Annotated in this window: 20 protein-coding genes and 7 pseudogenes; 14 read left to right on the top strand and 13 right to left on the bottom strand. The window is 62.3% G+C overall.

Translation table 11 applies throughout. The features are described from left to right. Positions 1-60: 60 nt before the first annotated feature. Both OKW45_RS04610 and OKW45_RS04605 read right to left on the bottom strand, forming a co-directional pair. Positions 61-1,726, bottom strand: a pseudogene (locus OKW45_RS04610) (S10 family peptidase). 80 nt (positions 1,727-1,806) lie between these two features. Further along, the gene (locus OKW45_RS04605) at positions 1,807-3,366 is read right to left on the bottom strand and encodes a S53 family peptidase (RefSeq protein ID WP_429466247.1); all 1,560 of its coding nucleotides are present in this window, start codon (positions 3,364-3,366) and stop codon (positions 1,807-1,809) included. 311 nt (positions 3,367-3,677) lie between these two features. Between OKW45_RS04605 and OKW45_RS04600 the strand changes: the two genes are divergently transcribed. Beyond that, complete coding sequence (locus OKW45_RS04600; protein WP_429466245.1) at positions 3,678-4,190, top strand: DUF1993 domain-containing protein; 513 nt, start codon at positions 3,678-3,680, stop codon at positions 4,188-4,190. Positions 4,191-4,225: 35 nt separating this feature from the next. On the opposite strand, the gene OKW45_RS04595 is transcribed toward OKW45_RS04600, so the two are convergent. Next, positions 4,226-4,552, bottom strand: coding sequence for a YnfA family protein (locus OKW45_RS04595; protein WP_429466243.1), 327 nt, complete (start codon positions 4,550-4,552; stop codon positions 4,226-4,228). A 171-nt stretch (positions 4,553-4,723) separates the two neighbouring features. Between OKW45_RS04595 and OKW45_RS04590 the strand changes: the two genes are divergently transcribed. After that, a complete protein-coding gene (locus OKW45_RS04590; RefSeq protein ID WP_018425026.1) occupies positions 4,724-4,897 on the top strand; it encodes a DUF1289 domain-containing protein in 174 nt (57 codons plus the stop codon). A gap of 53 nt (positions 4,898-4,950) precedes the next feature. On the opposite strand, the gene OKW45_RS04585 is transcribed toward OKW45_RS04590, so the two are convergent. Then, positions 4,951-5,631, bottom strand: coding sequence for a LysE family translocator (locus OKW45_RS04585; protein ID WP_429466241.1), 681 nt, complete (start codon positions 5,629-5,631; stop codon positions 4,951-4,953). A 153-nt stretch (positions 5,632-5,784) separates the two neighbouring features. Between OKW45_RS04585 and OKW45_RS04580 the strand changes: the two genes are divergently transcribed. Both OKW45_RS04580 and OKW45_RS04575 read left to right on the top strand, forming a co-directional pair. Then, positions 5,785-6,255 (top strand): Lrp/AsnC family transcriptional regulator, encoded by a 471-nt coding sequence (locus OKW45_RS04580; protein WP_018425024.1) that lies wholly within the window; start codon positions 5,785-5,787, stop codon positions 6,253-6,255. A gap of 87 nt (positions 6,256-6,342) precedes the next feature. Next, positions 6,343-6,576 (top strand): hypothetical protein, encoded by a 234-nt coding sequence (locus OKW45_RS04575; RefSeq protein WP_129957547.1) that lies wholly within the window; start codon positions 6,343-6,345, stop codon positions 6,574-6,576. A 70-nt stretch (positions 6,577-6,646) separates the two neighbouring features. On the opposite strand, the gene OKW45_RS04570 is transcribed toward OKW45_RS04575, so the two are convergent. After that, positions 6,647-7,123: an OsmC family protein gene (locus OKW45_RS04570; protein WP_429466239.1), complete on the bottom strand. Its 477-nt coding sequence runs from the start codon at positions 7,121-7,123 to the stop codon at positions 6,647-6,649. 47 nt (positions 7,124-7,170) lie between these two features. Further along, positions 7,171-7,554, bottom strand: coding sequence for a hypothetical protein (locus tag OKW45_RS04565; RefSeq protein ID WP_429466237.1), 384 nt, complete (start codon positions 7,552-7,554; stop codon positions 7,171-7,173). Positions 7,555-7,704: 150 nt separating this feature from the next. Between OKW45_RS04565 and OKW45_RS04560 the strand changes: the two genes are divergently transcribed. The 7 genes from OKW45_RS04560 (at position 7,705) to OKW45_RS04530 (ending at position 17,095) form a co-directional block, all read left to right on the top strand. Further along, positions 7,705-9,708: a bifunctional DedA family/phosphatase PAP2 family protein gene (locus OKW45_RS04560; RefSeq protein WP_429466235.1), complete on the top strand. Its 2,004-nt coding sequence runs from the start codon at positions 7,705-7,707 to the stop codon at positions 9,706-9,708. Positions 9,709-9,777: 69 nt separating this feature from the next. Then, the gene (locus tag OKW45_RS04555; RefSeq protein ID WP_429466233.1) at positions 9,778-10,569 is read left to right on the top strand and encodes a phytanoyl-CoA dioxygenase family protein; all 792 of its coding nucleotides are present in this window, start codon (positions 9,778-9,780) and stop codon (positions 10,567-10,569) included. A gap of 558 nt (positions 10,570-11,127) precedes the next feature. Continuing rightward, on the top strand, positions 11,128-12,369 hold the full coding sequence (locus OKW45_RS04550) for a phospholipase A (protein ID WP_429466231.1): 1,242 nt from the start codon (positions 11,128-11,130) through the stop codon (positions 12,367-12,369). A 297-nt stretch (positions 12,370-12,666) separates the two neighbouring features. After that, positions 12,667-13,899: a hypothetical protein gene (locus OKW45_RS04545; RefSeq protein WP_026226624.1), complete on the top strand. Its 1,233-nt coding sequence runs from the start codon at positions 12,667-12,669 to the stop codon at positions 13,897-13,899. Between the two features lie 16 nt (positions 13,900-13,915). After that, a complete protein-coding gene (locus tag OKW45_RS04540) occupies positions 13,916-16,513 on the top strand; it encodes an ATP-binding response regulator (RefSeq protein WP_429466229.1) in 2,598 nt (865 codons plus the stop codon). A 15-nt stretch (positions 16,514-16,528) separates the two neighbouring features. After that, positions 16,529-16,657 (top strand): hypothetical protein, encoded by a 129-nt coding sequence (locus tag OKW45_RS04535; RefSeq protein WP_429466227.1) that lies wholly within the window; start codon positions 16,529-16,531, stop codon positions 16,655-16,657. Continuing rightward, positions 16,658-17,095, top strand: a complete 438-nt coding sequence (locus OKW45_RS04530; RefSeq protein ID WP_429466225.1) for an IclR family transcriptional regulator domain-containing protein — start codon at positions 16,658-16,660, stop codon at positions 17,093-17,095. A gap of 788 nt (positions 17,096-17,883) precedes the next feature. On the opposite strand, the gene OKW45_RS04525 is transcribed toward OKW45_RS04530, so the two are convergent. After that, entirely contained in the window at positions 17,884-19,059 is a 1,176-nt protein-coding gene (locus tag OKW45_RS04525; protein ID WP_429466223.1) for a M23 family metallopeptidase, read from the bottom strand. Positions 19,060-19,772: 713 nt separating this feature from the next. Between OKW45_RS04525 and OKW45_RS04520 the strand changes: the two are divergent. Further along, positions 19,773-20,106 (top strand): annotated as a pseudogene (locus OKW45_RS04520) (IS21 family transposase); the annotation flags it as partial. Between the two features lie 60 nt (positions 20,107-20,166). Here OKW45_RS04520 and OKW45_RS04515 read toward each other — a convergent pair. From OKW45_RS04515 to OKW45_RS04505, 3 genes and pseudogenes are all read right to left on the bottom strand, one after another. Continuing rightward, positions 20,167-20,298 (bottom strand): annotated as a pseudogene (locus tag OKW45_RS04515) (porin); the annotation flags it as partial. Between the two features lie 84 nt (positions 20,299-20,382). Next, the gene (locus tag OKW45_RS04510; RefSeq protein ID WP_429469245.1) at positions 20,383-21,867 is read right to left on the bottom strand and encodes a mannose-1-phosphate guanylyltransferase/mannose-6-phosphate isomerase; all 1,485 of its coding nucleotides are present in this window, start codon (positions 21,865-21,867) and stop codon (positions 20,383-20,385) included. 93 nt (positions 21,868-21,960) lie between these two features. Continuing rightward, complete coding sequence (locus OKW45_RS04505) at positions 21,961-22,146, bottom strand: hypothetical protein (RefSeq protein WP_018425010.1); 186 nt, start codon at positions 22,144-22,146, stop codon at positions 21,961-21,963. 431 nt (positions 22,147-22,577) lie between these two features. On the opposite strand from OKW45_RS04505, the pseudogene OKW45_RS04500 reads away from it, so the two are divergent. Further along, positions 22,578-22,842 (top strand): annotated as a pseudogene (locus tag OKW45_RS04500) (NAD-dependent epimerase/dehydratase family protein); the annotation flags it as partial. Positions 22,843-22,860: 18 nt separating this feature from the next. After that, positions 22,861-23,016 (top strand): annotated as a pseudogene (locus OKW45_RS04495) (NAD(P)/FAD-dependent oxidoreductase); the annotation flags it as partial. 156 nt (positions 23,017-23,172) lie between these two features. On the opposite strand, the gene OKW45_RS04490 reads toward OKW45_RS04495, so the two are convergent. The 3 genes and pseudogenes from OKW45_RS04490 to OKW45_RS04480 all read right to left on the bottom strand — a co-directional run. Further along, positions 23,173-23,427, bottom strand: a complete 255-nt coding sequence (locus OKW45_RS04490; RefSeq protein WP_429466221.1) for a hypothetical protein — start codon at positions 23,425-23,427, stop codon at positions 23,173-23,175. A gap of 1,050 nt (positions 23,428-24,477) precedes the next feature. Continuing rightward, positions 24,478-24,774: pseudogene (locus OKW45_RS04485) on the bottom strand (IS30 family transposase); the annotation flags it as partial. 339 nt (positions 24,775-25,113) lie between these two features. After that, positions 25,114-26,128, bottom strand: a pseudogene (locus OKW45_RS04480) (IS110 family RNA-guided transposase); the annotation flags it as partial. Positions 26,129-26,479 lie beyond the last annotated feature (351 nt).

Here is a 26,479-nt window from a genome sequence, read left to right as displayed (position 1 = left end):
GAGCCAGCGCAGACCGACCCCGCGCGACGTCGCGATGAGTGGGGCGCCCCGCCGCCGCCGCTACTTCGCCACCCGCGCCTGCAACGCGCGGATCCGCCCAAGCGCCTGCGCGTTCGACACCGTCTCTTCGTACATCTTTGCGAGGTCGGCTTTCAGCGCGGTGCGCGAACCGCCATCGAGATACACCATATGCCCCGATGGATAGAACCGTGCCGACAGGTTCTGCCGCACCTGGTGACTGACCAGCGGCATCTGCTGCAGATCGAGCACGGTCTGATAGAACGGCGTGACGAAATCGAAAAAGCCGTTCGCCGACAGCACCTTGAGGTCGGGATTGAGCGCCATCACAGCGGCAAGGTCGCCGGCCGTGTACAGAATGATGTTGCCTGTCGAGTCGAGACCCTTCTGCGCGCCGGTCGGATCGATATGGCCGAAATCCCAGTACTTGAACGCCTGATCGTTGAGGTCGGTGAACGACGAGTTCGACGTGTACTTCAACTGCTCGTTCAGATAGACGTTCCACATCGTTGTGTAGACGCCGGTGACCGCGGTCATCGTCGGATCGTTGCCGCCGGAGTTCGGGTCGATCTTGCCGGCGATGCCGGTGTCGATCGCCGTTACGCGGCCGTCGTAGGCGCCGAGCGCGAGGCCTTGCGACTTCAGCAACGTGGTCAGGAACAGTGAATTGCCGCGGCTGTCGTAGCCCGCGATGTCGAGGCTCCACGCGAGCAGCGTCGTTTTGTCGATGCCGGTGTATTCGCTGAGCTTTTCGGTGGTCGCGGAATCTGTGGTCGGAAACTTGCGCAGCGCGGCCAGGTAGTCGGTGCGCGCGAACTGCGCGACCTCCTCGGCGAACGCGCCGAGATCGGTCGGCCGCGGCGCGACGCCGAGCTTCTTGTGATACCACGCGTCAGCGGCCGCCGTGGGCAGCGCGCCGACCGGATTGCCCGATTGCGCTGTAATCGAGAATCGACGATTGCAGCGTAATGCCGTTCAGATCGACCCCATCCTCGTGCAGCCGGTACGCGAGCACGCAGCTACGCGCCGTGCCGTAGGATTCGCCGAATAGATACTTCGGCGAATTCCAGCGGTTGTTCTTCGTCAGGAAACGCTTGATGAACTGCTTGATCGAATCCGCGTCCTGATCGACGCCCCAGAAGTCGCGATTCTTCTTCGGCGCGATCGCCGCCGAATAGCCGGTGCCGACCGGATTGATGAACACCAGGTCGCTCTTGTCGAGCAGACTGTCCGGATTGTCTTCGAGTGAATAAGGCGCGGGCGGCGTGAACCCCGGCATCGACGTCTTGATGCGGCGCGGCGCGAACGAGCCGAGCAGCACGAATACCGACGACGACCCCGGCCCGCCGTTATAGAAAAACGTGACCGGCCGCGTTTCTTCCTTCTGATTGTCCTGCGTGAACGCGACGTAGAACATCCTCGCCGACGGTTGCGAACTGCTCGGATCGACGATCACCAGATGGCCCGCGGTCGCCGTGTAGTCGATCTTGTGACCTCCGATCGTCACCGAATGATGCGTGATCGCGGCTGTCTCGACTGTATCGGTAACCGAATCGTCCGGGCCGTTGCCATAGGCGACCGGGTCGAAGAGCGGCTGGTCGCCGGCCTTGTGCGGCGCGCTCGTGGCGGTGGACGCGCCTGCCGGGGCCGTGGCATGCGTGTTGTGCGGCGAATGCTGGCTACCGGAAGCTGATTCTGTATTCGTCATGATCGCTCCAAGGGTTCGTTTTACTTGCCGTGCGTCCTCGTTCTTACGTCTCGTTGTTGTGTGATGCGCTGTGTTGCAGACTATAGTGCGCCCGCCACCTTCCCGCCATTGGGGCTGCCTAGTCCCGTGCAGGCGTCCCACCCCTTCGACGCCGCGAAGCTGCCGTTGTTGCCCTGCGTGATGTCGTTGCAGACGCCCGGCGCCTTGTAAAGCTTGGCGTTGACGAAGCCGGCCGGCTGTCCCTTCGCCGCGTTGATGCGCGCGATCAGCGCCGCCCACAGCGGCGCGACCGCGCTGGTGCCCCCCACCACCGTTTGCATTCCGTCGACCAGCACGTCGTAGCCGGTCAACGGCGACGCATCGCCCGCGACATCCGGCACGCCGCGCCCGCCGAGCGGCCGGCTGCCGCCGCCCGTCGCCGTGGCCGACAAACCCTGCTGCCACGCCGGCACCGGAAACGCACTGCTCACGCCGCCGCCGGTGGCCCCGCCCTGCTCGCCGTCGTTCCAAACGACCTCGCGCGTGATCGCCGAACCGGACGCGCTCAGGTGCGTGCCGCCGCAGGCGAGCACGTACGGGCTCGACGCCGGGAAGTCGACCGCGTCGCCTCCGGCCGAGCCGTCGCTCGACCCGCTGTCGCCCGAGGCCGCGCAGATGGTCACGCCGAGCGCCGCCGCCGATTGCAGTACGCTGTTGAGCGCCTGCATCGATTGGCTGGTCCACACTGATTCCGGCGCCCCCCAACTGATCGAGATCACCGACGGCTTGTTGGTTGTGTCGTGCACCGCGCGGCTCACCGCGTCGATGAAGCCGGCGTCGCTGTTCTGCGTGAAGTACACGGCGATGGCCGCGGCCGGCACGATTGCGCCGACGATCTCGATGTCGAGCGTGACCTCGCCGTCCGGGCCGTTCGGATCGCCGCTCGGCTCGTTGCCAGCCTGATCGACGCCGACCGGGGTCACGGTCGGCTCGCTTACGCCGAGGCTAGAGAAATAGGTCTTGAGGTCCGACGCGTTGTAGCCGCCGCCGAGCTCGATGATGCCGACGCACTGACCGCCGCCGTCGCCTTGCGGAAACTTGTAGAGCGAGGCGAGCTGCGGCGGCGAGTACGACGTCTGCCCGGCGCGCGCCGGCACGAACGGCGGCCGGATGCGAAAGTGCGGACGCGCCTGCGGCCGGTTGTCGAGTCCGAGCACCGCCTCCACGACGCCATGCAGATCGTCCGGCACGCTGATCGAGCCGGTGCGGCCACGGAACTGGCCGGCCGCGTGATGCTGGTAGAGCTCGAGCTTGACCTCGAACGCGCTCTGGAATTGCGCGATCGTGCCGCTCAGCAGCACCGAGCGCGCCGCCGGATCCTCGCGCGCGACGGTGAGCCCATGCGCAGCTGCGAACGCGCGGACCTTCGCGATGTCATCGGGCGCGGCGCCGTAGTCTTGGGCGAGCGCCTCGCGCGACAGCGGCTTCACGCTCGCGTCGCCGGCTTCGATGCGCTTTATCAAGGCGTCGAACTGCGCCTGCTGCTGGCGGCGCAGCATCACGAAGACCTCGATCCGCTCGGCGGGATCGCATTGCCCGATGACCGTCGTGCCCTGCGCGACCTTTCGCTCGCTGCCCGGCAATGGATGTTTGATGACCATGGTATCGACTCTCCTGTTAGCGTGGCTTCGCACGCGGTCATGCACGACCGCGCGGCCCGGCAGCGCGCAAGCACGCCACGCGCCTGCATGAAGCGCATCTTGGCGATACGCGGCAGGGATTGTTCAAGAACTTCGTCCCAGCGTCCGACCAAAGCATTCGAACACAGTTCCGGCCAGCGCGACAGTCGTCCGCATGGCCAGGGTCTAATGCGCGGCGTGGATGCGACAAGCTATGATGCTGCAGCGGCATTCCCGCCGTTTCATTGGCGCGCGCGCCGCCTGCGCGCACGATCGAGAAATCAGAGGAACCCATGTCAATTTCGATGTATCAAGCATCAGTGCCTGTGCTGATTCGCGGCCTCACGAACCTGCAGGCCATCCTGGGCAAGGCCGAAGCGCACGCGGCCGCAAAGCAGATCGAACCGTCGGTGTTCACGAATGCCCGGCTCGCGCCGGACATGCTGCCGTTCGTGCGCCAGGTGTATATCGCGAGCGATACCGCGAAGGGTTGCGCGGCGCGCCTCGCCGGCGTCGAGCCGCCGAAGTTCGACGACGTCGAGCAGACTTTCGATGAACTGCAGGCCCGTATCCAGAAAACGATCGATTACCTGAAGGAATTCAACGCGGCGCAGATCGACGGTTCGGAAAGCCGCACCATCACGCTGAAAATGCGGCTGGGTCCGATCGAGTTCACCGGAGCGTCATATCTGTTCGGTTTCGTGCTGCCGAACTTCTATTTCCACGTGACGACCGCGTATGACATCCTGCGTCATAACGGTGTCGAGCTCGGTAAGCTCGACTATCTGGGCGGGATGCAACAGTAAACGGAGCGGCCGGGTCGTCGATCGCGCGGCCGCCCTCACGCGTGCAGGCGCGGCTGGAATGCGATTACCGCCATGCCGGCCAGCGTCAGCGCGACGCCTGCCGCGTCCCACAGCGTGGGCCGCACCTCGTCCACGACCCACAGCCACGCAATCGCGACCGCCACGTACACGCCGCCGTAGGCTGCATACACGCGGCCCGCGGCGGTGCCATGCAGCGTCAGCAGCCACGCGAACAGCGCGAGGCTTGCCGCGCCTGGCAGCAACAGCCACGCGGAGCCGCCCTCCTTTAGCCAGCGCCACGGCAGGTAACAGCCGAGAATCTCGGCGACAGCGGTCATGACATACAGCAGGAAGATTTTCATTGATGAGCGTGAGAAGGTGGTTGTGTCGCCGCGCGTGCGCGCGGCCGCCTGTTCTGGCGCGCAGCGGCGTCGCTGCCGGCTGCGCTGTTGGTTTTATTAACACAATCACTTGGCACCGCGCGTGCTGCGCGTGCGACAGTCGCGCTACTTCAACTCCGACGGCCACCGGTCATGAGCATCGAGTCACCCTGCGTCGACATCTGCAAGTTCGACGACAAAACCGGCCTTTGCATCGGCTGTATGCGCACGCGCGACGAATGCAAAAGCTGGAAAAAAATGAAGGACAAGCAACGCAAGAAAATTATCGAGGACCGGCCGCGGCGCGAGCGCAAGCTGAAGAAGTGAGCGGCCGGCGTCGCCGGTCGGTCGCTCACGCAAACTCACGCCAGCTCCGGGTTTCAGTCCAGCGAAAGCCGCAGCGCGAAGCCGATCAACGCAGCCGAGAAGGTCCACCGTTGTACGGTCTGCGCCAAAGGATGGACGCGCATCCAGTTGGCGATGCGCGCCGCGCCGATCGCATACAACGCGTCGAAGCATGCGCCGATCACGAGCAGCACGACACCAAGCTCGATCATCTGCCACGCTACCGGCCCCGCTTCCGGCCGCACGAATTGCGGCAACAGCACCGAGCAGAACAGTAGGGCCTTCGGGTTGAGCAGGTTCGTCAGCAGACCTTTGACGAACGCGGTCCGCAACGGCCGCACCGCATTGCCCGCATCGCTCGAAGCAGTGGATTCCACTCGCGGCGCGCCGGCCGCTTGCTTGTCGCGCGACCCGGCCGGCAAGGCGAACCCGGGCGAGCGGAAGATTTGAATCCCCACCCACGCGAGGTAGATCGCGCCGGCATAGCGCACTGCGTCGTACAGCCACGGCGCGTTGCGCAGCAGCGCCGCCATGCCGCACGCCGACAGCGTCACGTGCGTCGCGCGCGATACGCCGAGCCCCGCCGCGGCCGCGAAGCCGCTGCGCACGCCGCGCGCGATGCTGGTTTGCAGGATCAGCGCCATGTCCGGCCCAGGCACCGCATAAACGACAATCAATGCCGCCACGTAGACGGTCAGCAGGTGAGCGGAAATCATCGGAGCCTCCTTGTTGTTCGAGGTTCCATGTTGATATCGGATGTGGAGGGTTTGCTGGCGATTTTCAGTCCTCTGCATTCAGAAAATAGCGGAATGCGCTAATATTTCGACATCTGGCGACGCCTTCCACCACCCTGCAGTCCCCTTCCGACCATGTCCACTGACGATCTCGACAAAACCGATCGCGCGATTCTCGCCGCGCTGCAAAACGACGGCCGCATGTCGAATGCGCGTCTCGCCGAGATGGTCGGCCTTAGCGAGACGCCTTGCGCGCGGCGTCTGAAACGTCTGGAGAACGATGGTTACATCGACCGCTACCGCGCAGTGCTGTCGCGCGCCGGGCTCGGTCTGGGCGTGATCGCGTTCGTGCTTGTGCGCTTCGCGGTGCACGACCGCGTGGTGGCAACGCGCTTCGAGCGCGAGGTGCAGGCGATCCCGCGTATCCTGTCGTGCCACAACGTGTCGGGCAGTGCCGACTACATCCTGCAGATCGTCGCGCGCGACCTCGACGACTACGGCACGTTCATGCGCGACGAACTGCGCGGCCTGCCGGGCGTGACGTCAGTGGAATCGGCCTTATCGTTGCGCGAAGTGAAAGCGTTTGGCGGTCTGCCGCTGTCCTGAGCGCGCACGTGGCATAGTCCCCCCTTTTAGTCCCCTTTTGAAGCGGCGCGAGCCGTTCCGACGCACCCCGACGACCCCGGAGTTCTCATGGATCACGACAAGGCGCGAGCCGAAGAAACCGCCGCAATGGAACGCGTGTTGACCGCCACCCAGCGTGTGCAGACCGCGTTCGCGTCGCTGCAATCGCAATTCCCGCCGGCAGGCAGCGGCAAACCCTCGCAATTTGCGTTGCAGACTTTCGACGCCGCGCTGCAAGAACTCGAAGACGCGCAAGCCGCGTTCGACGAACTGCTCGGCGATCTGCTCGACGGCAATCGTTGAACGCTAGCGAGCGGCTGGCCGGCGCCACGCTCGCCAGCCGCCTCGCACGCTTCGCGTCGCCGCATGCGCCTTAACGCGCGTCCGTCTCCACCACCGGCTCGCAGAGAATCGGAAAATTGACGGAGTTCGCGACGTAGCACTTCTGATGCGCGAGGTGATGCAGATGCGTGGCCAGCTCGACATCGCCGCTCGCGCGGATCGTCACGCGCGGGCGCAGCACGATCTGCGAAAAGCGGCCTTCCTGCGGGGTATCGAGCATCGTGCCTTCGGCGTCGTCGCGATAGTCGAGCACGACGATGCCCGCCTCCGAGCACAGGTGCAGATACCACAGCTTGTGACACGCGCTCGCCGACGCGACCAGCAGGTCCTCGGGATTCCAGCGCGTCGCGTCGCCGAGAAACGCCGGATCCGACGAGCCCGGAATGTCGGGCTTGCCGCCGGAAGAAATCACGTGATCGCGGTCGTAGTCGCGGTAGCCCGAAGTGCCGCTGCCGCGGTTGCCGGTCCATTTCACCGATATGTGGTACTTGTGTTCGCCGTGCGCCATTCGCTTCCCCTTTGGTCGAATCGGACCTGCATTCTATCCGCGCCACACTAGCGCGGCGGCGCCGCGCGGCCGGTCACGTTCGGCGCGCGTGGGTCGGGATTCATATAGAGCGCCGTGCCGTTCGCGCGCATGTTGTTGAGCGCGGCGCCCGAGCCGGTCGCGCCACCCGAGCCGAGCCCATACGAGCCGCCCGCCGAAATGCCGGGCCCCGGCATGGCACTCGGACTGACGCCGGTACCGATGCCCATCGCGCCGCCGACAGCCGCATTGCCGCTGCCCCCGCTGGTGCCCGCGTTCGTGCCCGCATGAGTACCGTTTTGGCTGCCGCCAGGATTGCCCGGTTGCTGGGCCTCTACCGTTGCAGCGGGCCCCACCGTCAACAGCGCCGCAAGCAACGCCGACCACATGATCCCACCTGTTGCTGTCTTCATAGCTACTCCCAATCGCATCGATCCGCCGAACACGATATCTATTCTGAGCCGATCGCGCGACCGATGCAGCGGCGCCGCTCTCTCCCGCGCCCGCGACGTGTCCGTGCGCGTTATGATCGATCGTTACGCCCGAACGGCCGATCGCGCACGATGGAGCACGCCTACATCCACCTTTTGCATCTGCTCGCCGGCCACGCGACGTGGATGCTCGCGGTCGTTTTCCTCGCCGCTTTTTTCGAAGCGATCGCGGTCATCGGCACCTTCGTCCCCGGCAGCACCGCGATGTTCCTCGCCGGCGCGCTGACGGGCACCGGCTCGCTGAGCCTTGCCTGGGTCTTCGTGTGGGCGATCGTCGGCGCGGTCGCCGGCGACGGCGCCAGCTTCTGGCTCGGCGATCGCTACAGGGAGCGCATCGTCACTCTGTGGCCGTTCCGCGCACACCCCGGCGTACTCGACGCGGGCCAGCGCTTCTTTCTGAAACATGGCGCGAAAAGCGTCGTGCTCGCCCGCTTCATCGGCCCGCTGCGGGCGATCGTGCCGGTCGTCGCGGGCATGATGGGCATGCGGCCGCTGCGCTTCCTCTCGATCAACGTGCTCTCCGCGCTGCTGTGGGCGCCCGCGCACATCCTGCCCGGCGTCGTGTTCGGCGCGTCGGTGCTGCTCGCGGGGGCGGTGTCGTTCCGGCTCGTCGTGATCATCGCGATGCTGGCGTGCATCGTGTGGCTCAGCTTTCGCGGCGCTGGGTTTCTGGTGTCGCACGCGAATACGTGGTCGAGCGCGGCAGGCCGTCATCTCGGCAGCTGGGCATGCCGCCATCCGGGTCCGCTCGGCCGCATCGCGCGCCGCATGCTCGACCCCGACACGCCCGATGCGACCTACCTGCTCGCGACGTCGCTGATCGTGCTGGTGGCCGGCGCGCTTTTCTTCGGGGTCCTTGACGACGTCGTCAGCGGCGATCCGCTGACGACCATCGACCTGTCCGTTTATCACTTTCTGCAATCGATACGCACGCCGTGGGGCGACACGGTGCTCGCGGCGCTCGCGACGCTCGGCAGCGGCATCACACTGTCCGCGCTGGTCGTCACGGTTGCCCTGTGGATGGTGTTGGAGCGGCGCTGGCGCACGATCGTCTACTGGCTCGCGGCGGTCGTGTTTTCGCAGTTGCTGATTCTCGGCCTGCAACTCGCGATGCGCCGCGCCCCGCCCAACGAACTCATGAGTGGCCACTTCGTGTTTCCGAGCAATCACGTCGCCGCGACGGTGATCATCTACGGCTTTCTCGCGTTTCTGCTCGCGCGCCGGATCGGCAAGCTCGGAGGCGTGCTGGTTGCCGCCGCCAGCATCATCGTCGTGATCGTGGTCGCGCTCGCGGGCGTCTATTTCGGCCGCTACTGGGTGTCCGACGCGATCGGCGGCGCGGCGCTCGCGTACGTGTGGGTCGCGCTGATTGCGCTGACGGCGATCTGGCGGCATCCGCGGCCGCCGCCGCCGCGCCGTTTCATGCCGCTCGTGGTGCTCGCGGTCGTAGCGCTCAGTGTCGGCCTGCAGCTCGGCGTCGCAATGCCGACGCCGCCGGACAGCGCGCCGCAACCACCCCCCGTGCAGTTCACGCAGACGCAGTGGAAGCTCTCCGGGTGGAAGCGGCTGCCGTGCTTTCGCTCCGACATGGGCGGCGATCAAAAGGAGCCGCTGACGCTGCAATGGGTCTCCGAGCCCGCTTCGATACGCGAGCGGTTGCGCGCGCAGGGCTGGGTCGAGGGCACCGACGTGTCCGCGCACAGCCTGCTGTCGCTCGTTTCGCCCGACGTCGCGGCGGTGTCGCTGCCGGTGCTACCGAAGCTGAACAATGGCGTGCCGTCGTCGCTGGTCTTCATGCGACCGGGCGATTCGCGCGAGGAACGCTACGTGCTTCGCTTCTGGCCGAGCGGCTACGCGGTCGACGACGGCACCTCCGCGGCGCCGCTGTGGGTCGGCGCGTTCGCGCACGAGCGGCTGACGCGGCCGTCCTGGCCGCTGAACATTCTGCACATCGATCACGACGCGAGCCCGTTCGACGCGCCCACCAGGTCGGGCGCCGAGCTCGGCGCGACGGTTCTCGCGGAGGTCGATTGTCACGGCGTGCCGGTGTCGCTGCTGGTCTCGCCGAGGCAATGAGCTGCACATCCAGGCACCGTCAGGCATCTCAGGCATCCCCAACTCAACGATTCGATAAAGGAGACAACCGTGGGCCGCTTTTCGACCGAACAACTCGATGACTACGCAGTGACATTCGAACGCGACGGCATGGTCGTTCTGCGCCAGCATTTCCCGAAGACGACGCTGCTCGCATGGCGCGACGCATTCGCGCCATTGTTGCAGCAACAGATCGCCGCGCAGGCGACCGCCGTGCGCGGCGAAAACCGGCACTACATCACGCTGCCGTTCACGGGCGTATTCGCCGATCAGTCGATCTTCTGTGATCCGGACGTCCTCGGCATCGTCGAGCGCGTGGCCGGCGACGACCCCGTGATGTGCCAACTGGCCACCGACACGCCACTGAACGGCTCGACGTATCAGGAGGTTCATCGCGACACGCCCGCGCTGTTCGACGGCGAAGCGGAAACCCCGTCGTTCCAGCTCGCGGTCAACTTCCCGTTATGCGACGTCACGCTCGAGAACGGCCCATTCGAAACGACGCTCGGCACGCATCGGATGCGCGCCGAAGACGCGCTGAACGCATGGCGCGACGGCCGCCTGCCGTTGCATGCGATCACGATGGAACTCGGTGACGTGATGATTCGCGATGTACGCTCGCTCCATCGTGGCACGCCGAACCGGACGGAGCTGCCGCGTCCGATGGTCGTGATTGGCTATAGCCGCAGCTGGTACTTCAGACCGGAAGTCCACATCGACGTACCCGGCGCCGTCTATCAGCAATTGGCGCCACGGGCGAAACGCCTGCTGCGCCATATGCCGCGCGTGAGCGAACTCGACAATGCAAGCGCGCCGGAGCAATACCGGAAATTCGCCTATTGAAGAAAGCATTCAGTCGCCGCATTGGCCGCGCAACGAATTGTCACGAAAGCGAATCGCCAATTGACGCGCAATTGCCATAACGGAAATGACTGAGGCGAAGCGGGGATACACGGTGTCACGAACGACAATCGATTTGACATTTAAGTCTTCGTTGCGCAAATGCAACGACACACCGGCATTATCCCCACTTCCTCCCCGCTATTTGCACCGATAGCGCGCCTGATTCATTTTTCCACTCACGCAATCCGTAATCGCACTGGCAGAATGAGCAGAACGCCAGATAGCGGGAACCGGCATGCGTCGCCATTTCCGCAATGAAACACGGCGGCCGCGATTTTCTGCCCAATTGCACGCATTAACGCTATCGTCTCTTTGCGAGCTGAACTCGTAGTCCACCAGGAGCTTCGTGTGCGGAATCGATCGATGTCTCGCGTGAAGAAAGACCGCCAGTCCGCCGTTCGCAGCCTCCGCTCGCGTGTTTCCCGATTATCTTCAAGTCCGCTTTCCGGCTCGGTTTCCAGCTCGCTTTCCAGGCTTCTCCCCCGGTTATCGCTTTGCATGACTGCGTTGGTGCTCGGCAGTTACTCCGCGTATGGCGTCGCCGGCGTTTCCGTATTGCGTCCGCCGCGCGAAGCGCTATCTAGCAGTCCACTCGAAGTGACGATCGTCTATGCCGGCGATCAACCCGGTGGCACCGAAGTCGACGTGCCGGCGCAATTGAATATCGCGATCAGCAATACCGACGTGGTACCGCATCGGCTCGCGCTCACGCGCGAAAGCGGCGCACCCGAGCATCTGAAGCTCGCCGCCGGCGAACTGAAGACAGTGCGCTATACCGGCACGTGGCCCGAATGGGCGCGCGGCGCGATGCAGATCGACGTGCCAGATCTCGACGTGTCGCCATCGTACGTGCTGCTGACTCGTCCGCCGCGCTCCGGCAAGGACGCGGCGCTCGCGTCGGCCGGGAGCGCCAATGGAGCAACGGCGGCGGGCACCGCGAGCGGCGCACCGTCGTCGACGAGCCTGATCGCGTCGTCGCCCGCCCCTTCACGACCGGATGCGCCGGTGCCGCAAATCAACACTTTCCTGAGCCGCTTCTCCGCCTTCGAACCGACGTATTTCGCCGATGGCGGCGGTAGCGAGTCCCTCGCGAAATTCCAGCTCAGCTTCAAGTTCCGCCTCGTCGTTCCGGACGACCCGCGCTCGCGTGGTTTCGCGGACAACCTGTACTTCGCCTATACGCAAACCTCGCTGTGGGATATCAAGAAGTACTCGGCGCCGTTCCGCGACACCAGCTATATGCCGGCACTCTTTTATTACCTCGAAGACACCGGCTGGAAGAGCACGTGGTGGAGCAGAATGGGCGTGATGGCCGGCTACGAACACGAATCGAATGGACGCGACGGTCCAGAATCGCGCGGCGTCGACTATGTGTTCCTCAAGCCGATCTGGGATTTCGGCGACATCAACGGCTACCATCTGACCATCGAGCCGAAGTTTTATTACTATACGCACATCGCCGGCGAGAACCACGACATCGCCGACTACCGCGGCTATGTGGATCTGCGGTTCATCTACGGCAGCCCCGACGGCGCGCAATTGGACACGACGCTGCGCAAAGGAACGCAAGGCGGCAAAGGCAGCGTCGATACGCAGTTCACCTATCCATTGGCGAAGCTGATCAATAGCCGCTGGGGCGGTTATCTGTGGCTCGGCTTCTTCAGCGGTTATGGCGAGGACATTCTCGACTACAACCAGCATCGCTGGATCGCGCGAATCGGCTATAGCATCACACGCTAATCCGGAATTCACCTGGCATGCAAGCAAAGGGCCGCCGAGCGGCCCTTTTCCATTCGATGACGGCCTACGACTAGCCGTAATACTTCGAAAGTCCTGCCGTAATCCTTTCAGAAGTTTGCCCATAGCCGCCCCCCACCCGGCGGGCAACCCGTCATGGACCGCTCGTGAATGCTGTGTGCACGAACAGACGGGCATATCGATGTGGATTTCTCTAGAGTTGTAGGGTCGCCGGTCCAACCGGCTGGCCACGCCGCGCGCTGACTTTTCCAGCGTCTAATCAAAACCACGGAAAAACCAATGAAAACTGCTCTCCTTAAAGACGTGTCGCCTGTTTCAAACGAGTCAACCGGACTTCTTTTGCATCGGAATAGTGCACCGCTTGCGCTCAAGCACGAAATTCACCCGGAACAGATCCGGGATAGCCTGCCGGCCCGTCAGGGGGGAGTCGGCTTTCTGTTCCACGCGACCGATTGGGAAACCCTTTCATTTTCTTTTCACAACGTTCGCGAACGAAGCGAATCGTTCGAAGAGGAGTTGTGGAAAACCAGGCCTTTCATCGCATCGCCGATCTATTCGGGCGCGCAGGTGATCGGCGCGAATATCGCCTGCCCGGTGCCGCTCGAAATGTGGCTCGGCAGCCCGCGCGGCATCAAGCGCTTTCGCGAAACGCAATTCTTTCCGGCGCTCGAGCTCGCCCGAAAGGCGGGCTTGAACATGGTCGCGATGGGCGCGTCGACGCCCTACGCGTGCAACTACGGCGCGCTGCCACGGCCGGTCAAGCCGCCTCACATCACGACTGGTCACGCGGCGACCGCGGCGATGCTGAAGGACTGGGCGATCCATTGCTGCGAGCAGCTCGACCTCGAGCTCGGCAACACGAAGCTCGCGCTGTTCGGCGCGGCCGGCCGGCTCGGCACGACGGTCGCGAAGTATCTGCTCTACAAGGATGCGCCGAAGGAGCTGGTGCTGATCGATCTGCCCGACAAGATCAACCTGCTGATCGATCAGGCGAACGAGCTGCTCGCGTCGGACCTGCTCGGCAAATCGAAAGTTTCGGTGCATACGTTCAGCCCGGACACGCCGCTGCCGGACTTCGACGGCGCGATTCTCGCGAGCAGCACGAGCGTGCCTTACCTGAGCGCCGCCGATCTGAAACGCGCGCAATTCTGGATCGACGACTCGCATCCGCGCGCCGCAAGCGTCGAAGCCGAACTCGCTTCTCGCGGTCATACGCTCTATATTGAATGCTTCGCGCGCGGGCCCGCCGGACTCGACACCGCGTTCCCGTTCAGGCTGCCATCCACCCGCGACTGCTATACCTGCTTCGCCGAAGGCTATTCGGCATGGCAGGAGGGTATCGCCTCCGATTTCATCATTGGCAGCCCGCCCGTGTGGTCGGTCTCTTATACTCATGGTCTCCTGAAGAAGTATGGCTTTTCGGTCGGACCGTTTCACGGCAAGAACGGCGATTCGCTCGCCGAAGTCGTCGAATCACAGCAATTCAATACGCATGAAATGATGGGTTCCTAATGAACTCGGAGGCCTGATGGCGATACCGCGCGAAAGCATGCGGGATATGCTGGAACGAAGCAGGTTCGCAATTCGATGGGGAGGCGCACTCGGCCTCCTGTGTCACCCCATCTATTACGTCGTCTGGACCTACATTCTTCCGCAGCCTTACGACAACCTGCTGCTGCGGCTCAGCGCGGCGGCCGTCTGCGTTCCCCTGCTGTGCCAGGCGCGCTGGCCGAGGCGCTACAACCCTGCGCTGCTGATCTACTGGCATTGCTGTCTGATTTACGTGCTGCCGTTCGTCTGCACGTTCCTGACCGTCAGAAACGGTTTCTCCACGATGTGGATGATGACCGAGGTCATGATGATCTTCATTCTGGCGCTGTGTATCGACAACCCCCTGCTGCTGATAACCTGCATCGGTATTGGCGTGTTTTCCGGCGGGCTCGCCGGCGTGTGGAGCGCGCCGACGCCGGTCGTTCTCAGCGCGCAGGACAAGTCCAATCTCGCATTGCTGCCGGTGGTCGTGCTGTGCAGCATGGCGTTCAGTCATGCAATCAGCAAGGGACGCATCTTCGTCGAAAAGAACCGCGCGTTGCAGGCGCTCGCGGGGTCCATCGCGCATGAGATGCGCAATCCGCTGAGCCAGTTGCGGCACGTGCTCGACCGCGTCGAGGAAGCGCTGCCCGCGGCGACCGAAGCGGGCGCGGCGCCGACGCTGACCGACGGCACGGCCTCGCTGATGTACAACCACCTCGCGCAGGGGCAATTGTCGATCGAGCGCGGCCTGCGCATCATCGCGATGACGCTCGACGAAGTCGCCGCGAAATCGATCCGCCCGGATAGCCTCAGCTACCTCCACGCTGGCGCGACCACGCGCAAGGCGCTCGCCGAATACGGCTTCGACAACGACAAGGAACGCGCGAAGGTGAGCGTCGTCGTCAGGCGCGACTTCGTGTTCAAGGTCGACGAGACGGTCTATCTGTTCACGTTGTTCAACCTGATCAAGAACGCGCTGCATCACATCGTCGCGTATCCGCAGGCGACGCTCACATTGACCGTCGACCGCGACTCGGTGATCGTACGCGACACCGGCCCCGGCATCGCGCCGGAGATCCTGCAGCATCTGTTCGAGCCGTTTCGCACGGCCGGCAACTCGGGCGGCACCGGGCTCGGGCTTGCGTACTGCCAGCGCGCGATGCGCGCGTTCGGCGGCAGCATCGACTGCGAATCGGAACTCGGCAGGTTCACCGCGTTCACGCTGCGCTTTCCGCCGGTAGCGGCCAACGAGGTCGAGGAGCACGAGCGGCGCCTGTTCGAACGCGCGATGCCGGCGTTCAAGGGCAAGCGCGTGCTCGTCGTCGACGACGACGACACGCTGCGCGCCCGCACCCGCCGCGTGCTGACGAAGGCCGGCGCCTATGTCAGCGAGGCGTCGGGCGGCGAGCTTGCGCTCGCCACGTTGCGGCGCGCGCCGCTCTACGACCTCGTGTTGATGGACATCAGCATGCCCGCGATGGACGGCTACACGACGACCGAGCGCCTCCGCGCCGACAGAGACTGCCCGAACCGCAACGTGCTGATCGCCGCCTATACCGCCGAACCGGGCATCGCGGTGCGACTGCGCGCGCGGCGCGCCGGCATGGACGAGATCATCAGCAAGACGTCGAGTGTGCAGGAGCTGCTCACCGCGTTGCAGACCCTCTTCGACAACGGTGCGCATCATCAGCCGGGCGAACTGCCCGATGTCTTCGCCGGCAGAACCTTTGTGATCGCCGACGACGACACCTACAGCCGGCTTGTCGCGAAGGCGTATCTGGAGCGCTGCGGCGCGAGTGTCGTCGAGGCCGACCACGGTCAGGCGGTCCTGACCAAACTGCACGAAGACGGCTTCATCGACGCGATCCTGATGGACGTGAACATGCCGGGCATGAACGGCATCGAGACGACGAAGTCGATTCGCGCGCGCACCGATGCCTACGCGACGCTGCCTATCATTGCGCTGACCAGTCACACCGATGCCGGAGCGGTGCAGGCCTGCGTTGCCGCCGGGATGAACGAGGTGTTGATCAAGCCGGTGCAGGCCGGCTCGCTGTACGCATGTCTCGCGCGGCAGTTCGGCACACGGGGCGCGCTGGTTGCGGACGCTCCACAACGAATCACGGAAACCGCGGGCGGAGCCGCGCAAACGGATTTTGCGGCGATGCCGGTGGCATTGCCCCTCACTGCGAGCGCGGCCGCGGCCGCCACCATCGCTGAAGAAGGCCTGCTCGACGAAGCGCACCTCGGGGAACTGGTCTCGCTCGATCTGCTTGACGAATCGTTCCTGAACGGCATCGAGCAGATCCGCTCGCTCGTCGTGCGTCTCGCAGGCAACAGCGCGGCCGTCGATATCAAGGCGACGCACGCGAGCTTGCACGCGTTGCTTGGCGTCAGCGGCAACATCGGCGCGAAGGCACTGCATCGCTACGCGCGGCAGATCTATCCACGCGTGATCGCCGGTGAGTGGCCAGTGGAAACCGACTGGCACGCGCAGATCCGCGCGCTGAGCGCGCGCTCGACCGACGCCTTGCAGCGGTATTACGCGTCGGCGAAAGGCCCGCGCGATCATCGCGACGCGCTGAGCGATTGAGAGCTGCTGACACGCGTGGACCCGAGCCGACCGACGCTGTACCGGCTGCTGAATACGCTCGAACAGAACGGCTTTCTCGCCTCGTCGGGCGAGCCGCAACGCTTCAGGCTCGGCAGTTCGGTCGCGCAACTCGCGCATGCGTAGATGGCGAACAATACGATCGCGCAGCTTGCGCAGCCGATGCTGCGCGAGCTTTGGGAAGCGACATCGGAGACGGTCGCGTTGTTCGTGCCGGAGGAGACGTACCGGATCTGCGTGGCCGAACTGGAAAGTCCGCAGCCGCTGAGTTTCCGGCGCGGGGTCGGCTATCGCGAGAAGCTCGTGCTCGGCGCGAGCGGCCGCACGATTCTTTCGCAGATGCCGCTTTCGGAGGACGATCTGCGGCGCTATCTGACCGATTCGGATCAGGACGTCGCGGCGCTAGCCGCCGATCTCGACGCGGTCCGCGCACGAGGCTTCGGCACCAGCCATCACGAGCTGATCGCCGGCGCAGTCACGGTAGCCGCGCCGTTCTTCAACGGCGCGAACCAGGTGGCAGGTTCGGTGTGCATCTTCGGGCCGAAGCGTGCGCGTAACCGATGAGCGCGTCGCGCAGTTCGCGGAGCTGCTCAAGCGCGAGGTGGGCAATCTGTCGCGTGCGCTTGGGCATCAAGGGGAAACTGGACGGCCGCCGGGTACGGCACGTCGGTGAAATCGGCCTCAAAGGCGCTGGCCAACGCCGGGAGCGTCGTCAGAAAAGTCGACGCTTTGCTCAGGCTCCGGCTGATTCAGGGCTGAAGCCGAAACCTCACGCCTCTGGCTGTGCGTTTATCACGCGCCCCGCGAGCGCCGGGCGCCAGGAACCGGACGGCATTATGTTCGGCATAGCCATTGCCGCTGCGATGCCGGCATAAGCGTTTTCGGCGACATCGTCGATAGCCTGGTTTGCCTGGGTTAAGCAACTGGTCGATAGCGTTGTTGGCCGGCTGTACGCCCTGTGCGACCGAGCTGTTCATCTGACCGACGCGTGTGTGTGCGATGTTTCGTCGTTGGACAGCGGCGACGACGCAATAGTCAATGCAGCGACGCCGGTTACCGGTGTGAGCAGCACGGCGGCTGAAGCACGCGCGGCTTCGCTTCCAGACATCAAGAACTCGTCGCACCGGACATTCCATCGGACACGCGCACGATACGGACAACCGCGCCCGTCGTGATCCGTCCGAATGGCGAGACACAGCAGAATCATCTCCCAATGAGCAGTGAGACGCTTCTACCTCCAAAGCCGGCGCAATGCCCGGCGTTCTCGTCTTTGCCATCATGCTCATCCACGTTACTGCCCGACGAATTCCGTTGACTTCGTCAATGCGACAATATCCGCATCGTCTCGCTCCTCAAACCGAGGAGCCCTCCGGCTTTCCAGATCGATTCGGTGTGCCTTCAGCATTCGACGCCATCCTTGTCGTCGGAATATCCACGGGCAATGCCGCGAGTTTCTCGCGCAGAGCGCCCGTCGCGCTGTCGAACGCGATTCGCTGAATGGTAGTGAGCGGCATGGTGCCAGTTCGGCTCGTCACAGATATCGGATCGATCGGTTGATTATTCTTGCGCACCTCAAAATGCAGGTGGGCTCCGGTGGCCGTCCCAGTGGCGCCTACCGCGCCGAGCGCTTGCCCTTCAGTCACCGGCGCGCCTACGCGCAAATCACGCGCAAAGGCCGACAGGTGAGCATAGAACGTCATATAGCCTCGCGGATGACGGAGCACGACGATCTTGCCGTATCCGCTTCGGATGCCAACGAACTGCACGGTTCCCGAGGCAGCCGCGACAACCGGGGTCCCCTTCGGGGCGGCAAAGTCCACACCTGTGTGCATCAGGTGCCTGCCCGTTACCGGATGGGTTCGGTAACCGAATCGCGAACTTACCCGAACGTAATCAAGCGGCATCGAGAATGGCTCAGCGGCAAGCCGCCGTCCGTCAAATGAATAGTAGTCTCCGCCAGTTTGCCCCGGCGGGATAAACCACATGGCCTGATAGGTCTCACCGCGCGACCGGAGTTCGACGGCCGTTAGATGCTTGCGCTGTATGGTTGTCTCGTCGCGCGCGTAGAGAACATGGTAAGTGTCGTCCTTATGCGCGGGCGCGGCGAGGTCGAGCCGGGAGGCAAAAATACGCGCGATCTGCTCCCGTATTTCGACCGGCACGCTGGCCCGCTCCAAGGTGTCGAGCAAGTTACCCTTGATGCGTCCCGCGTATGCACCACTGTAAGATTCCGACATGACAAAAGGTCCAGCGTCAGATAGCTGACTATTCCCGGTTTCAGTAACCAATTTGTCAGTAGCCGGCGCAGCCATCTCCAAAGCCAAGGTCGGTTGGGACGCGCTGGATTTGTTCGCGCGACTGACTATCTCGGATACCGTCACCCACGCGGACACACTCAGCACCGCAACCACACCGCACAGCAACACGGCGCGCGCCACAGATTCAAATCGGGAATGCACCAAATGACTCACTTTGGTGGAAATGGCCTGAGCGCTTGCGCAGGCATGACATAGATAGGACAACCGCATCGCTTCAATACCTCACAGTCGGAACAAGGGCGCCGTGGGCATGAGTGACGTTGCTTGAGACGTACCGGAAACCTGACTGACAGAAGGCTCCTCCTTCGCGCCACACAACCCAGTAGGAAGAACCTCAAGGCTATGGATTGCGGTTAGCCACGAATATCAGCCCGATCCGATTTTTGAGATAACCTGCGCCAGCGCAGGCGATTGCATCGACGCCGCCGATACCTATTCTGTACACACAAAAAAGTACGCACTTCACTTTCCAGTGGCGACGCCATTGAGCGCGTCTAACCCTCGATCGCAAACCAGCAAAACTATGAACTCAAACGCCGATTTCGATGCGGTAGACGTGATTTTCTGAACACAAGTTCGCACCTGCCGCTTCCGATAAGCCCGAGAGCAATGCAAACAAATGGGGTCATATTCGCCGCGATTGTGATTTAAGAACTCACGAACAGATTGAATGCGATAGTTTTTAGGGCCGATGTGAAACTGATAATCATTGAAAGGCCCTCCTGGCCGCCCTAGGCAGGGGGCGCGGCCAGGGTTACAGTTGAACTCCAACGCTCAACCAGCTCAAAGAGGAGGCCGAAATGCCCTACAGCGGCATCGATCTGCACTCGAACAACGCCGTCGTTACAGTCATCGACGACCATGACCCACCCGCCGAAGTAAGCCTGATCCACCTAGGATAAGACGGCGGCTTTTTGCCGCCGATGCTGACTCCGGAGCACGCAGGGGAAATCAAGACATTGGCAAACCGTGAACGGCGGTGCAGAAGATAGCGCGGCAAACGGGCTTGTCGCACAACACGGTGCGCCGCTATCTGCGCGATGAGCAGGCGGCCCGATACAAGCAACGCGAGCCACGCCCGACCAAGCTCGACCCTTTCAAAGACTATCTGCTCGAGTATGTCGTCGCTGCACGACCGTACTGGATTCGGCGACAGCGCTGCTTCGGGAACTGCAGGAAGCCGGCTACGAAGGCGGTATCAGCCAGCTTAAGGTATTTCTGGCGCCGTATATGCGCCACGAAGCGAAGCCGGTTGTAGGTGACTGCGTCATAGCCGAGGCTGTAGAGCGCATTCAGCTCGAATGGTCCCACATGGCCGAGATACGACACCGCGTTATCCGCGCGACCGACGAACTGCGCGTCCTGCGCGGAAAGGCCGTAACTCGAATAACCGAGCGGGTCGAGCGCGAGGAAGTAGCGATACATCGGCGTCATCTGCCGGCCGAGCATCATCGCGCCGTAGCGGTCCGATTCGAGTCCGACGAACGCCAGTCGATAGGATTGGGTTCCGATGCACTATGTAATGCGATACGGTCAAGTTCGGCCGTAGCAGTCGTCCAGGCGCACAATATCGTCCTCGCCGAGATAACTGCCCGATTGAACCTCGATGATTTCGAGCTGCACTTTGCCCGGATTCTCCAACCGATGCTGCACGCCGAGCGGAATGAAGGTCGATTGGTTTTCTGAAAGAAGAAACTGGTCCTCGCCCCGTGTCACGAGCGCGGTGCCGCGCACGACGACCCAGTGCTCGGCGCGATGGTGGTGCATCTGCAATGATAGGCGAGCGCCTGGCGCAACCACGATGCGCTTCACCTGAAACCGCTCGCCGCGCTCGATCGCATCGTAGAAGCCCCACGGACGGCGCACCTTCCGGTGCGTCTCGGCTTCAGGCGCGCGCTGCTCGCGAAAGCGCGCCACCAGCGTCTTGATGTCCTGCGCGTGTGAGCGGTCCGCGACGAGCACGGCGTCGTCCGTGTCGACGACGACTACGTTGGAGGTGCCAACGCATGCAACCAGCCGCCCGCCCTCGGCGCGCACATAGCTCGAGGTCGCGCCTTCGAAAACGACACGCCCGCTCGCGACGTTGCCGAGCCCGTCCTTCTCCATCGCTTCCCACACGGCATCCCAGGATCCAAGGTCCGACCATCCCGCCGCCAATGGCACGACCACGCCTTTGCAAGGCGAGCCGGCCGCGCCGATGTGCTCCATTACCGCATAGTCGATGGAATCCGCCGGCACACGGCCGAACTGAAACGGGCAAGGACGAATGAAGTTGTCGTCCGCCTTGCCTTCCACGAACGCCGCGGTGCAGGCCGCATGCATGTCGCCGTTGAGCTTGGCTAGCGCTTCGAGCCACACGCCCGCTCGCACGATGAAGATGCCGCTGTTCCACCAGTAGGTGCCTGCAGCGACGTACTGCGCGGCGAGTTCGGTCGTGGGCTTTTCGACGAAGCGGTCGATCAGATGTGCGCCGTTTTCGAGGGCGTCGCCGATTCGGATGTAGCCAAAGCCGGTATCCGGCCGTGTGGGCGCAACGCCAAACGTCACGATCATGGAGCGTTCGGCATATTCAGCGGCAATTGCGATCGCACGATGCAGCGCCGGAATGTCTGAGATGGAATGGTCAGACGGCATCACCACCATGATCGCGTCGTCATCCTGATTAACGGCTGCGAGCGCCGCGAGCGTGAGCGCCGGCGCCGTATCGCGCCGCGCAGGCTCGACGATAATCTTCGCGGAGACGCCGCACGCCCGCACCTGCTCTTCTGTCTGGAACCGGTGTTCCTCCCCACACACGATAATCGGCTGAGTGTCGACGTCGAAGCCGCCGACGAAACCCTCCATCCGTGTGACGGTAGCCTGCAGCAATGAATCCCGTCCGACCACGCCGATCAACTGCTTTGGAAACTGCTCACGCGACATCGGCCAGAGGCGCGTGCCCGATCCGCCTGCGAGAATGACCGGGACGATGCGCCGACAGGAGTGCCCGAGCGACGCTTCTGCGATCGCCGCTGCCATTGCGTCTTCAGAACTCACCGCGTCTTCCATCATCCACCCCTCTGGTCTTGCGTCGAACACGTACTTCCCGGCATCGCCAATTCGATTCATCGGTTATGGGTTCGCCGTGAAGCGCACTTTCTCCTGCTCTCCCACATAGGGGCCCTGCTTGACTTCGATGAAAGATACGTCGTCGATGACCTCGAACCCGTGCCCACCTGACGCCAGCAAGATGACATCACCCGCGCACAGCACGCGGCTCATCAGGAATTTTCGATCGGCCGTATAGAGCTTGACCATCGTGCGGCCCCGCGTGATGAAGAGAGAACGACCTCACGCGTCTGCAAGCATAGGAGCAGTTCCAGGGTCACTAGACCGGTTGACCGAATATGCCATGACGTTGGCTGAAGCGAGTCTCGCGGTACAAGGTGGTCTCACACGCATTCATTTCGCCGATGTCATCGGTGAGAGGAAGCGCGGGTCGCGACAAGATCCTGGCACCGGCCGCAACAGGCTGAGACCTGTCTACACCCGTCACTAACCTGAGAATCGCACGTCGGGCCTTTCAGGATCCACGCTCCGCTTGAAATCACCTTCGGATCAATGCGCCTCAATGGACGATTGGGCACCAACATGAATAAAGACTTCCCGGATCTATGTCGCTGGACACAAGGGTATGGTTGGTTCGGCCTTCTCCGGCGCATTGCCAGTCACGGCTATCACCACCCGATCTGCTCTTCTTTGGTTCATCATGCACTTATCCAAAGTGTTGCCCGCAGCCCATAAAGGAAGAGTACCTGCACACGAGCAGCTTCGAGCATACCAACGAAGCCTACGCTATCGCGAACGTCGCCGGGCTCAAGCTTTGCGAGGGGTATAACCGACAGGCCGGAACGCGGTACATATCGGTGATGTCCGAACGACAACGATGATTTGCAGAACGGGCATGTGCTGACTGCGCTCATCCGTACGACACACGAGGCAAAGCTCAACGGGGTGCTGATTATCGAACAGGGCATGATCGGCGCGGGCAGCACGTAACAGTCGTCCGGCCTGTTGCGCACGCACTATTCGGTGCGCCAGAACGTGGAACTCGCGCGCGCTCCGTGGTGGGCGTTCAATAATTTCGCTGACTATCTCGGCGACGACGAAGCGTCCTGTGGTTTCGTCGGCCAGAGGGCCAGGGTTCCAACGTTGCACACCGACTCCCCGCGATGCTTTCCCTACGGGCTGACGCGCCCGCGTCGCGGGCTTGCCTTGCATTGAGATATACAACCCTGAAAAACCATCCCCGAAACCCTGACCTTTCCCGCAATCCGGCTCGGTTTATCTGTTGAGCGGCTTCATGCTGTTGCTGTGAATATTTCCATAGATCCTGTCTGCCGCTTGCTGCTTCGTCAGCTTGCTCGTTTTTGCACCGGATTGCGGAGCCCGATTGGGCGGTTTAATGGGTGCGAGGGATTGGCTGTGCAGGTTCCCATAGCCCCTATCAGCGGCCTGTTGCGAGGGCGTATCGGCCGAACTGGCATTGGCGTACGCCGCGAGCGACACTAAAAACACGGTGACGAATACTTTTTTCAAGATGGCTCCATGCTGCAACACTGTTCTAACGGGGCTTAGCGCCGGGTTTTTGACAAAACTTCATCCCCGAAACCCTGACCTTTTATCCCCGAAACCCTGACCTTTAGCGATGCAGAGGCGGTCGAGCTACCTCCAAAAACTGCGTTTCGGCGGATTTTACATCTCAAGGCGGACTGTTTTGGCATGTTGGTCTATCACTAGACAGGCAAACGATCGCTGGACAGTCCGTCCCCGAAATCCTGACCTTTAGGTGTAGCGACTTGCATTTGAAACTGGCCGTGCTTGCAATCCATGCGGCTTCCGGCTCGAATTAACTGCAACTGACGCGCCGCGCGTGCCCGGATTACCTGCAACTGTGCTTGCATTCGGCCGGCCCGGCTTGCAATCGCCGCCTGCTCGAATTAGTTGCAAATGACGAAAAGCGGCGTGTGCTATGCAGTTTGTGCGAGAAACGTTGGGGGATAGTGGGACGTTGAAAGATCGTAGCTGTTATTGGATGCTCGCCATGCGGGTTACGCAATGCCCGATCCCCGGTGCACAGGTCTTCCGGACAACTCAAGCTGGCGCTTTGACCAGATAGCATGCTCCGACCCTAATCGAGCCTTTACACTCGAAATGGCAGGACCGCCAAGCGCACTGCTGGAGGCAACCGTGAAGGCATTGGACGAGGCGTTCGGTCTCGGCGTAGTGCGATTCGGACGCGAACACGCAGAGGCCCAACCGGACGACTCCCGCGCTGTTGTCCAATTCGCCGTGGGCGTTGGGTTATTCGATTGGTTCTTCAATGCGCGAACTGGATATCGCGCACATTTTCGAGGGTGCTATAAGCGTGGGTTAGAGTTCAATAAACAGATCATCGAAGCGCTGCGCCGTTGCCTCGATGCGAAACTCCCTGATATTGTCATTGGTCGGGAACTGAATAAAAACTTCGAGGACTGCGGCGAGACAGAGATTCCGAGAAGCCTTTTAATGGACTCGCTTGTGCCTCACCTGTCAAAGGTATGGTTCTGTACCAAGCTTACCCGACCGTCTCAGCAACGTGATAGTGCCGTCAGTACCCTTGGGCAGATACTGCCGCAGCAGCCCGTTGGTGTTCCCGCAGGTATCGCGTTGCCATGAACCGTGCGGATCGCAGAAGTATACACGCACGCTGGTGGCGGCGCTGAGCTCCTGATGCCGGGTCATTTCCTTACCCTGGTCGTAAGTGAAGCTCTGGCGCAGTGGGGCGGCGATCGAATTCAGTTTGGGAGTGAAGCCCGCCAGTGCCGAAGCGGCGGTGGCGTCTTCCATCTTCGCCAGCACCAGGCGACTGGTGCGCTCAACCAGCACGCCGACGGAAGACTGATTGCCGGCGTCGGCTCGTGCTGAGCGACTCCGCCGGGGCAGACGCATAGCCCACGACAGAACACGTGTTTCTGGTCAGCTCGCGGCTCACAGTTCGGGCCATGGCCGAACACTCGAACCCTGCTGCTTCATGCTTGCAATGGTCACGCGCTCTTCAGGCTGAAGCTGCTGATACGTTCTTCTTTTTTGCATGTGCGCACCTTACACGAGGAAGGTGTTGCAGTTCAGATTTGATCGCGCCGTCTGTTTCTCATTGCTATTGCAAACGCGCCGCGTCGTCGGCCAACTACTTGCCATTATCCGCCAGTACCGCCGGCTGAACCAGAAGTTTCCCACTTCCGCTGGATGTATGCTCACGTATCCCTTCTGGTACGGACGATCATTGGCTAGTACCGGCCAGATCGTCCGCGCCATTCTGTTTGCCAGTGCGACAATCACCACGTTCGGATGCCGCCGCTTTTTCAGCTGCTCGACCCATGCGCCTGGTTATTTCGCATTTATCAACACACCGCGTGCACCGTGGATTAGCAGCGTTCGCAAATATGTGTCGCCGCGCTTACCTTATGCCGTGAAGGTTTACCTTGCCACCCGAACCGGTCTGCTTCGGCACCAGTCCCGCCCACGCGGCAAAATCCCGCCCCGATCGAAACGCCTTCGCGTCGCCTATCATCGCAACCGCCGCGGTCGCGGTCAGCAACCCCGCGCCGGGGATCTCACTGATCGCCTTTACGGCATGATCGTCCTTCTTCCATTCGCGCATCCGGCGTTCGATCGCTGCGATCTGCTCGTCCAGCTTCGTCAGCCCGTTCCATTGCTCACGCAACGTGTCGATGAGCACTGCGGGTAACCGTTCCGCAACCCGGACAAGAATCTCGGGTATCGCCTTGTCAATCGACGCCCGTCCTTTAGCCGTAACTTCGCCGTACTCGGTTAGCCGTCCGCGCAAGCCGTTGATTTGCATGGTCCGGAACTTCACAAGTTGCTCGCGCATGCGATGCAGCGCCAGCATTGCCTGCTGCATTTCAGTTTTCGCCACAACGGCCTTGCCAGGCTGCTGCACAGCAAGCCAGATCGCCCGGGCGTCCGCTGCGTCGTTCTTGTTTCGGATGTTGAATGCCTTCACGAATTCTCCTGGCATCAACTTGACTTGATGGCCCATCTTCACCAGTGTCCGCGCCCAGTGGTGCGCACCACCGCACGCTTCCATGCCGATAAGGCAAGGCAACCGGTTCGCAAAATGTTCGAGTAACGCCGCACGTTTGATTGGTTTGTTCACGATCTCGCCCGTGTCCTCGTCCACGTAGTGCACCTGGAAGACCGTCTTTGCAATATCGATTCCAACTGGCGTCAGCTTCATCTCGGCCTCTCCAGTTTGCCTTTGAACATCCACATAATCTTGCACCATGAGCATGCCCATGCCATAGGCCCGTGAAAGTCGACCTTGGTTACCTGCGAAATTCCTACCATTTCCTCAAGCGGGAGGCGCCCATACCATTTTTCTCAAGAGTTGGAGCCTCCACCAAATCCGGGGCGGTTCAGTTTAGAGCGTTGCTCCGAAAATGCGGACTTTTTTGTATGTCGATACCTATCGCCCCATCCGCAGTAGTGTTTTCACCAATATCGTTAAGTTCCGATATATGATTCGTTCTGTAGCGATGCATATCGCGCACGCCATGCGGCGTGCCGGTTGCCGAATCACCTGAAAACC

It is taken from the genome of Paraburkholderia lebeckiae (assembly GCF_050436225.1).
Taxonomy (GTDB): Bacteria; Pseudomonadota; Gammaproteobacteria; order Burkholderiales; family Burkholderiaceae; genus Paraburkholderia; species Paraburkholderia tuberum.
This window is presented reverse-complemented; position numbering and strand designations above follow the sequence as displayed.

Bases quoted from the DNA above. Each gene is read 5' to 3' on its own strand.
- OKW45_RS04605 (WP_429466247.1), bottom strand. From the start codon at position 3,366: ATGGTCATCAAACATCCATTGCCGGGCAGCGAGCGAAAGGTCGCGCAG.
- OKW45_RS04600 (WP_429466245.1), top strand. From the start codon at position 3,678: ATGTCAATTTCGATGTATCAAGCATCAGTGCCTGTGCTGATTCGCGGC.
- OKW45_RS04595 (WP_429466243.1), bottom strand. From the start codon at position 4,552: ATGAAAATCTTCCTGCTGTATGTCATGACCGCTGTCGCCGAGATTCTC.
- OKW45_RS04590 (WP_018425026.1), top strand. From the start codon at position 4,724: ATGAGCATCGAGTCACCCTGCGTCGACATCTGCAAGTTCGACGACAAA.
- OKW45_RS04585 (WP_429466241.1), bottom strand. From the start codon at position 5,631: ATGATTTCCGCTCACCTGCTGACCGTCTACGTGGCGGCATTGATTGTC.
- OKW45_RS04580 (WP_018425024.1), top strand. From the start codon at position 5,785: ATGTCCACTGACGATCTCGACAAAACCGATCGCGCGATTCTCGCCGCG.
- OKW45_RS04575 (WP_129957547.1), top strand. From the start codon at position 6,343: ATGGATCACGACAAGGCGCGAGCCGAAGAAACCGCCGCAATGGAACGC.
- OKW45_RS04570 (WP_429466239.1), bottom strand. From the start codon at position 7,123: ATGGCGCACGGCGAACACAAGTACCACATATCGGTGAAATGGACCGGC.
- OKW45_RS04565 (WP_429466237.1), bottom strand. From the start codon at position 7,554: ATGAAGACAGCAACAGGTGGGATCATGTGGTCGGCGTTGCTTGCGGCG.
- OKW45_RS04560 (WP_429466235.1), top strand. From the start codon at position 7,705: ATGGAGCACGCCTACATCCACCTTTTGCATCTGCTCGCCGGCCACGCG.
- OKW45_RS04550 (WP_429466231.1), top strand. From the start codon at position 11,128: ATGACTGCGTTGGTGCTCGGCAGTTACTCCGCGTATGGCGTCGCCGGC.
- OKW45_RS04545 (WP_026226624.1), top strand. From the start codon at position 12,667: ATGAAAACTGCTCTCCTTAAAGACGTGTCGCCTGTTTCAAACGAGTCA.
- OKW45_RS04540 (WP_429466229.1), top strand. From the start codon at position 13,916: ATGGCGATACCGCGCGAAAGCATGCGGGATATGCTGGAACGAAGCAGG.
- OKW45_RS04530 (WP_429466225.1), top strand. From the start codon at position 16,658: ATGGCGAACAATACGATCGCGCAGCTTGCGCAGCCGATGCTGCGCGAG.
- OKW45_RS04525 (WP_429466223.1), bottom strand. From the start codon at position 19,059: ATGCGGTTGTCCTATCTATGTCATGCCTGCGCAAGCGCTCAGGCCATT.
- OKW45_RS04510 (WP_429469245.1), bottom strand. From the start codon at position 21,867: ATGGCAGCGGCGATCGCAGAAGCGTCGCTCGGGCACTCCTGTCGGCGC.
- OKW45_RS04505 (WP_018425010.1), bottom strand. From the start codon at position 22,146: ATGGTCAAGCTCTATACGGCCGATCGAAAATTCCTGATGAGCCGCGTG.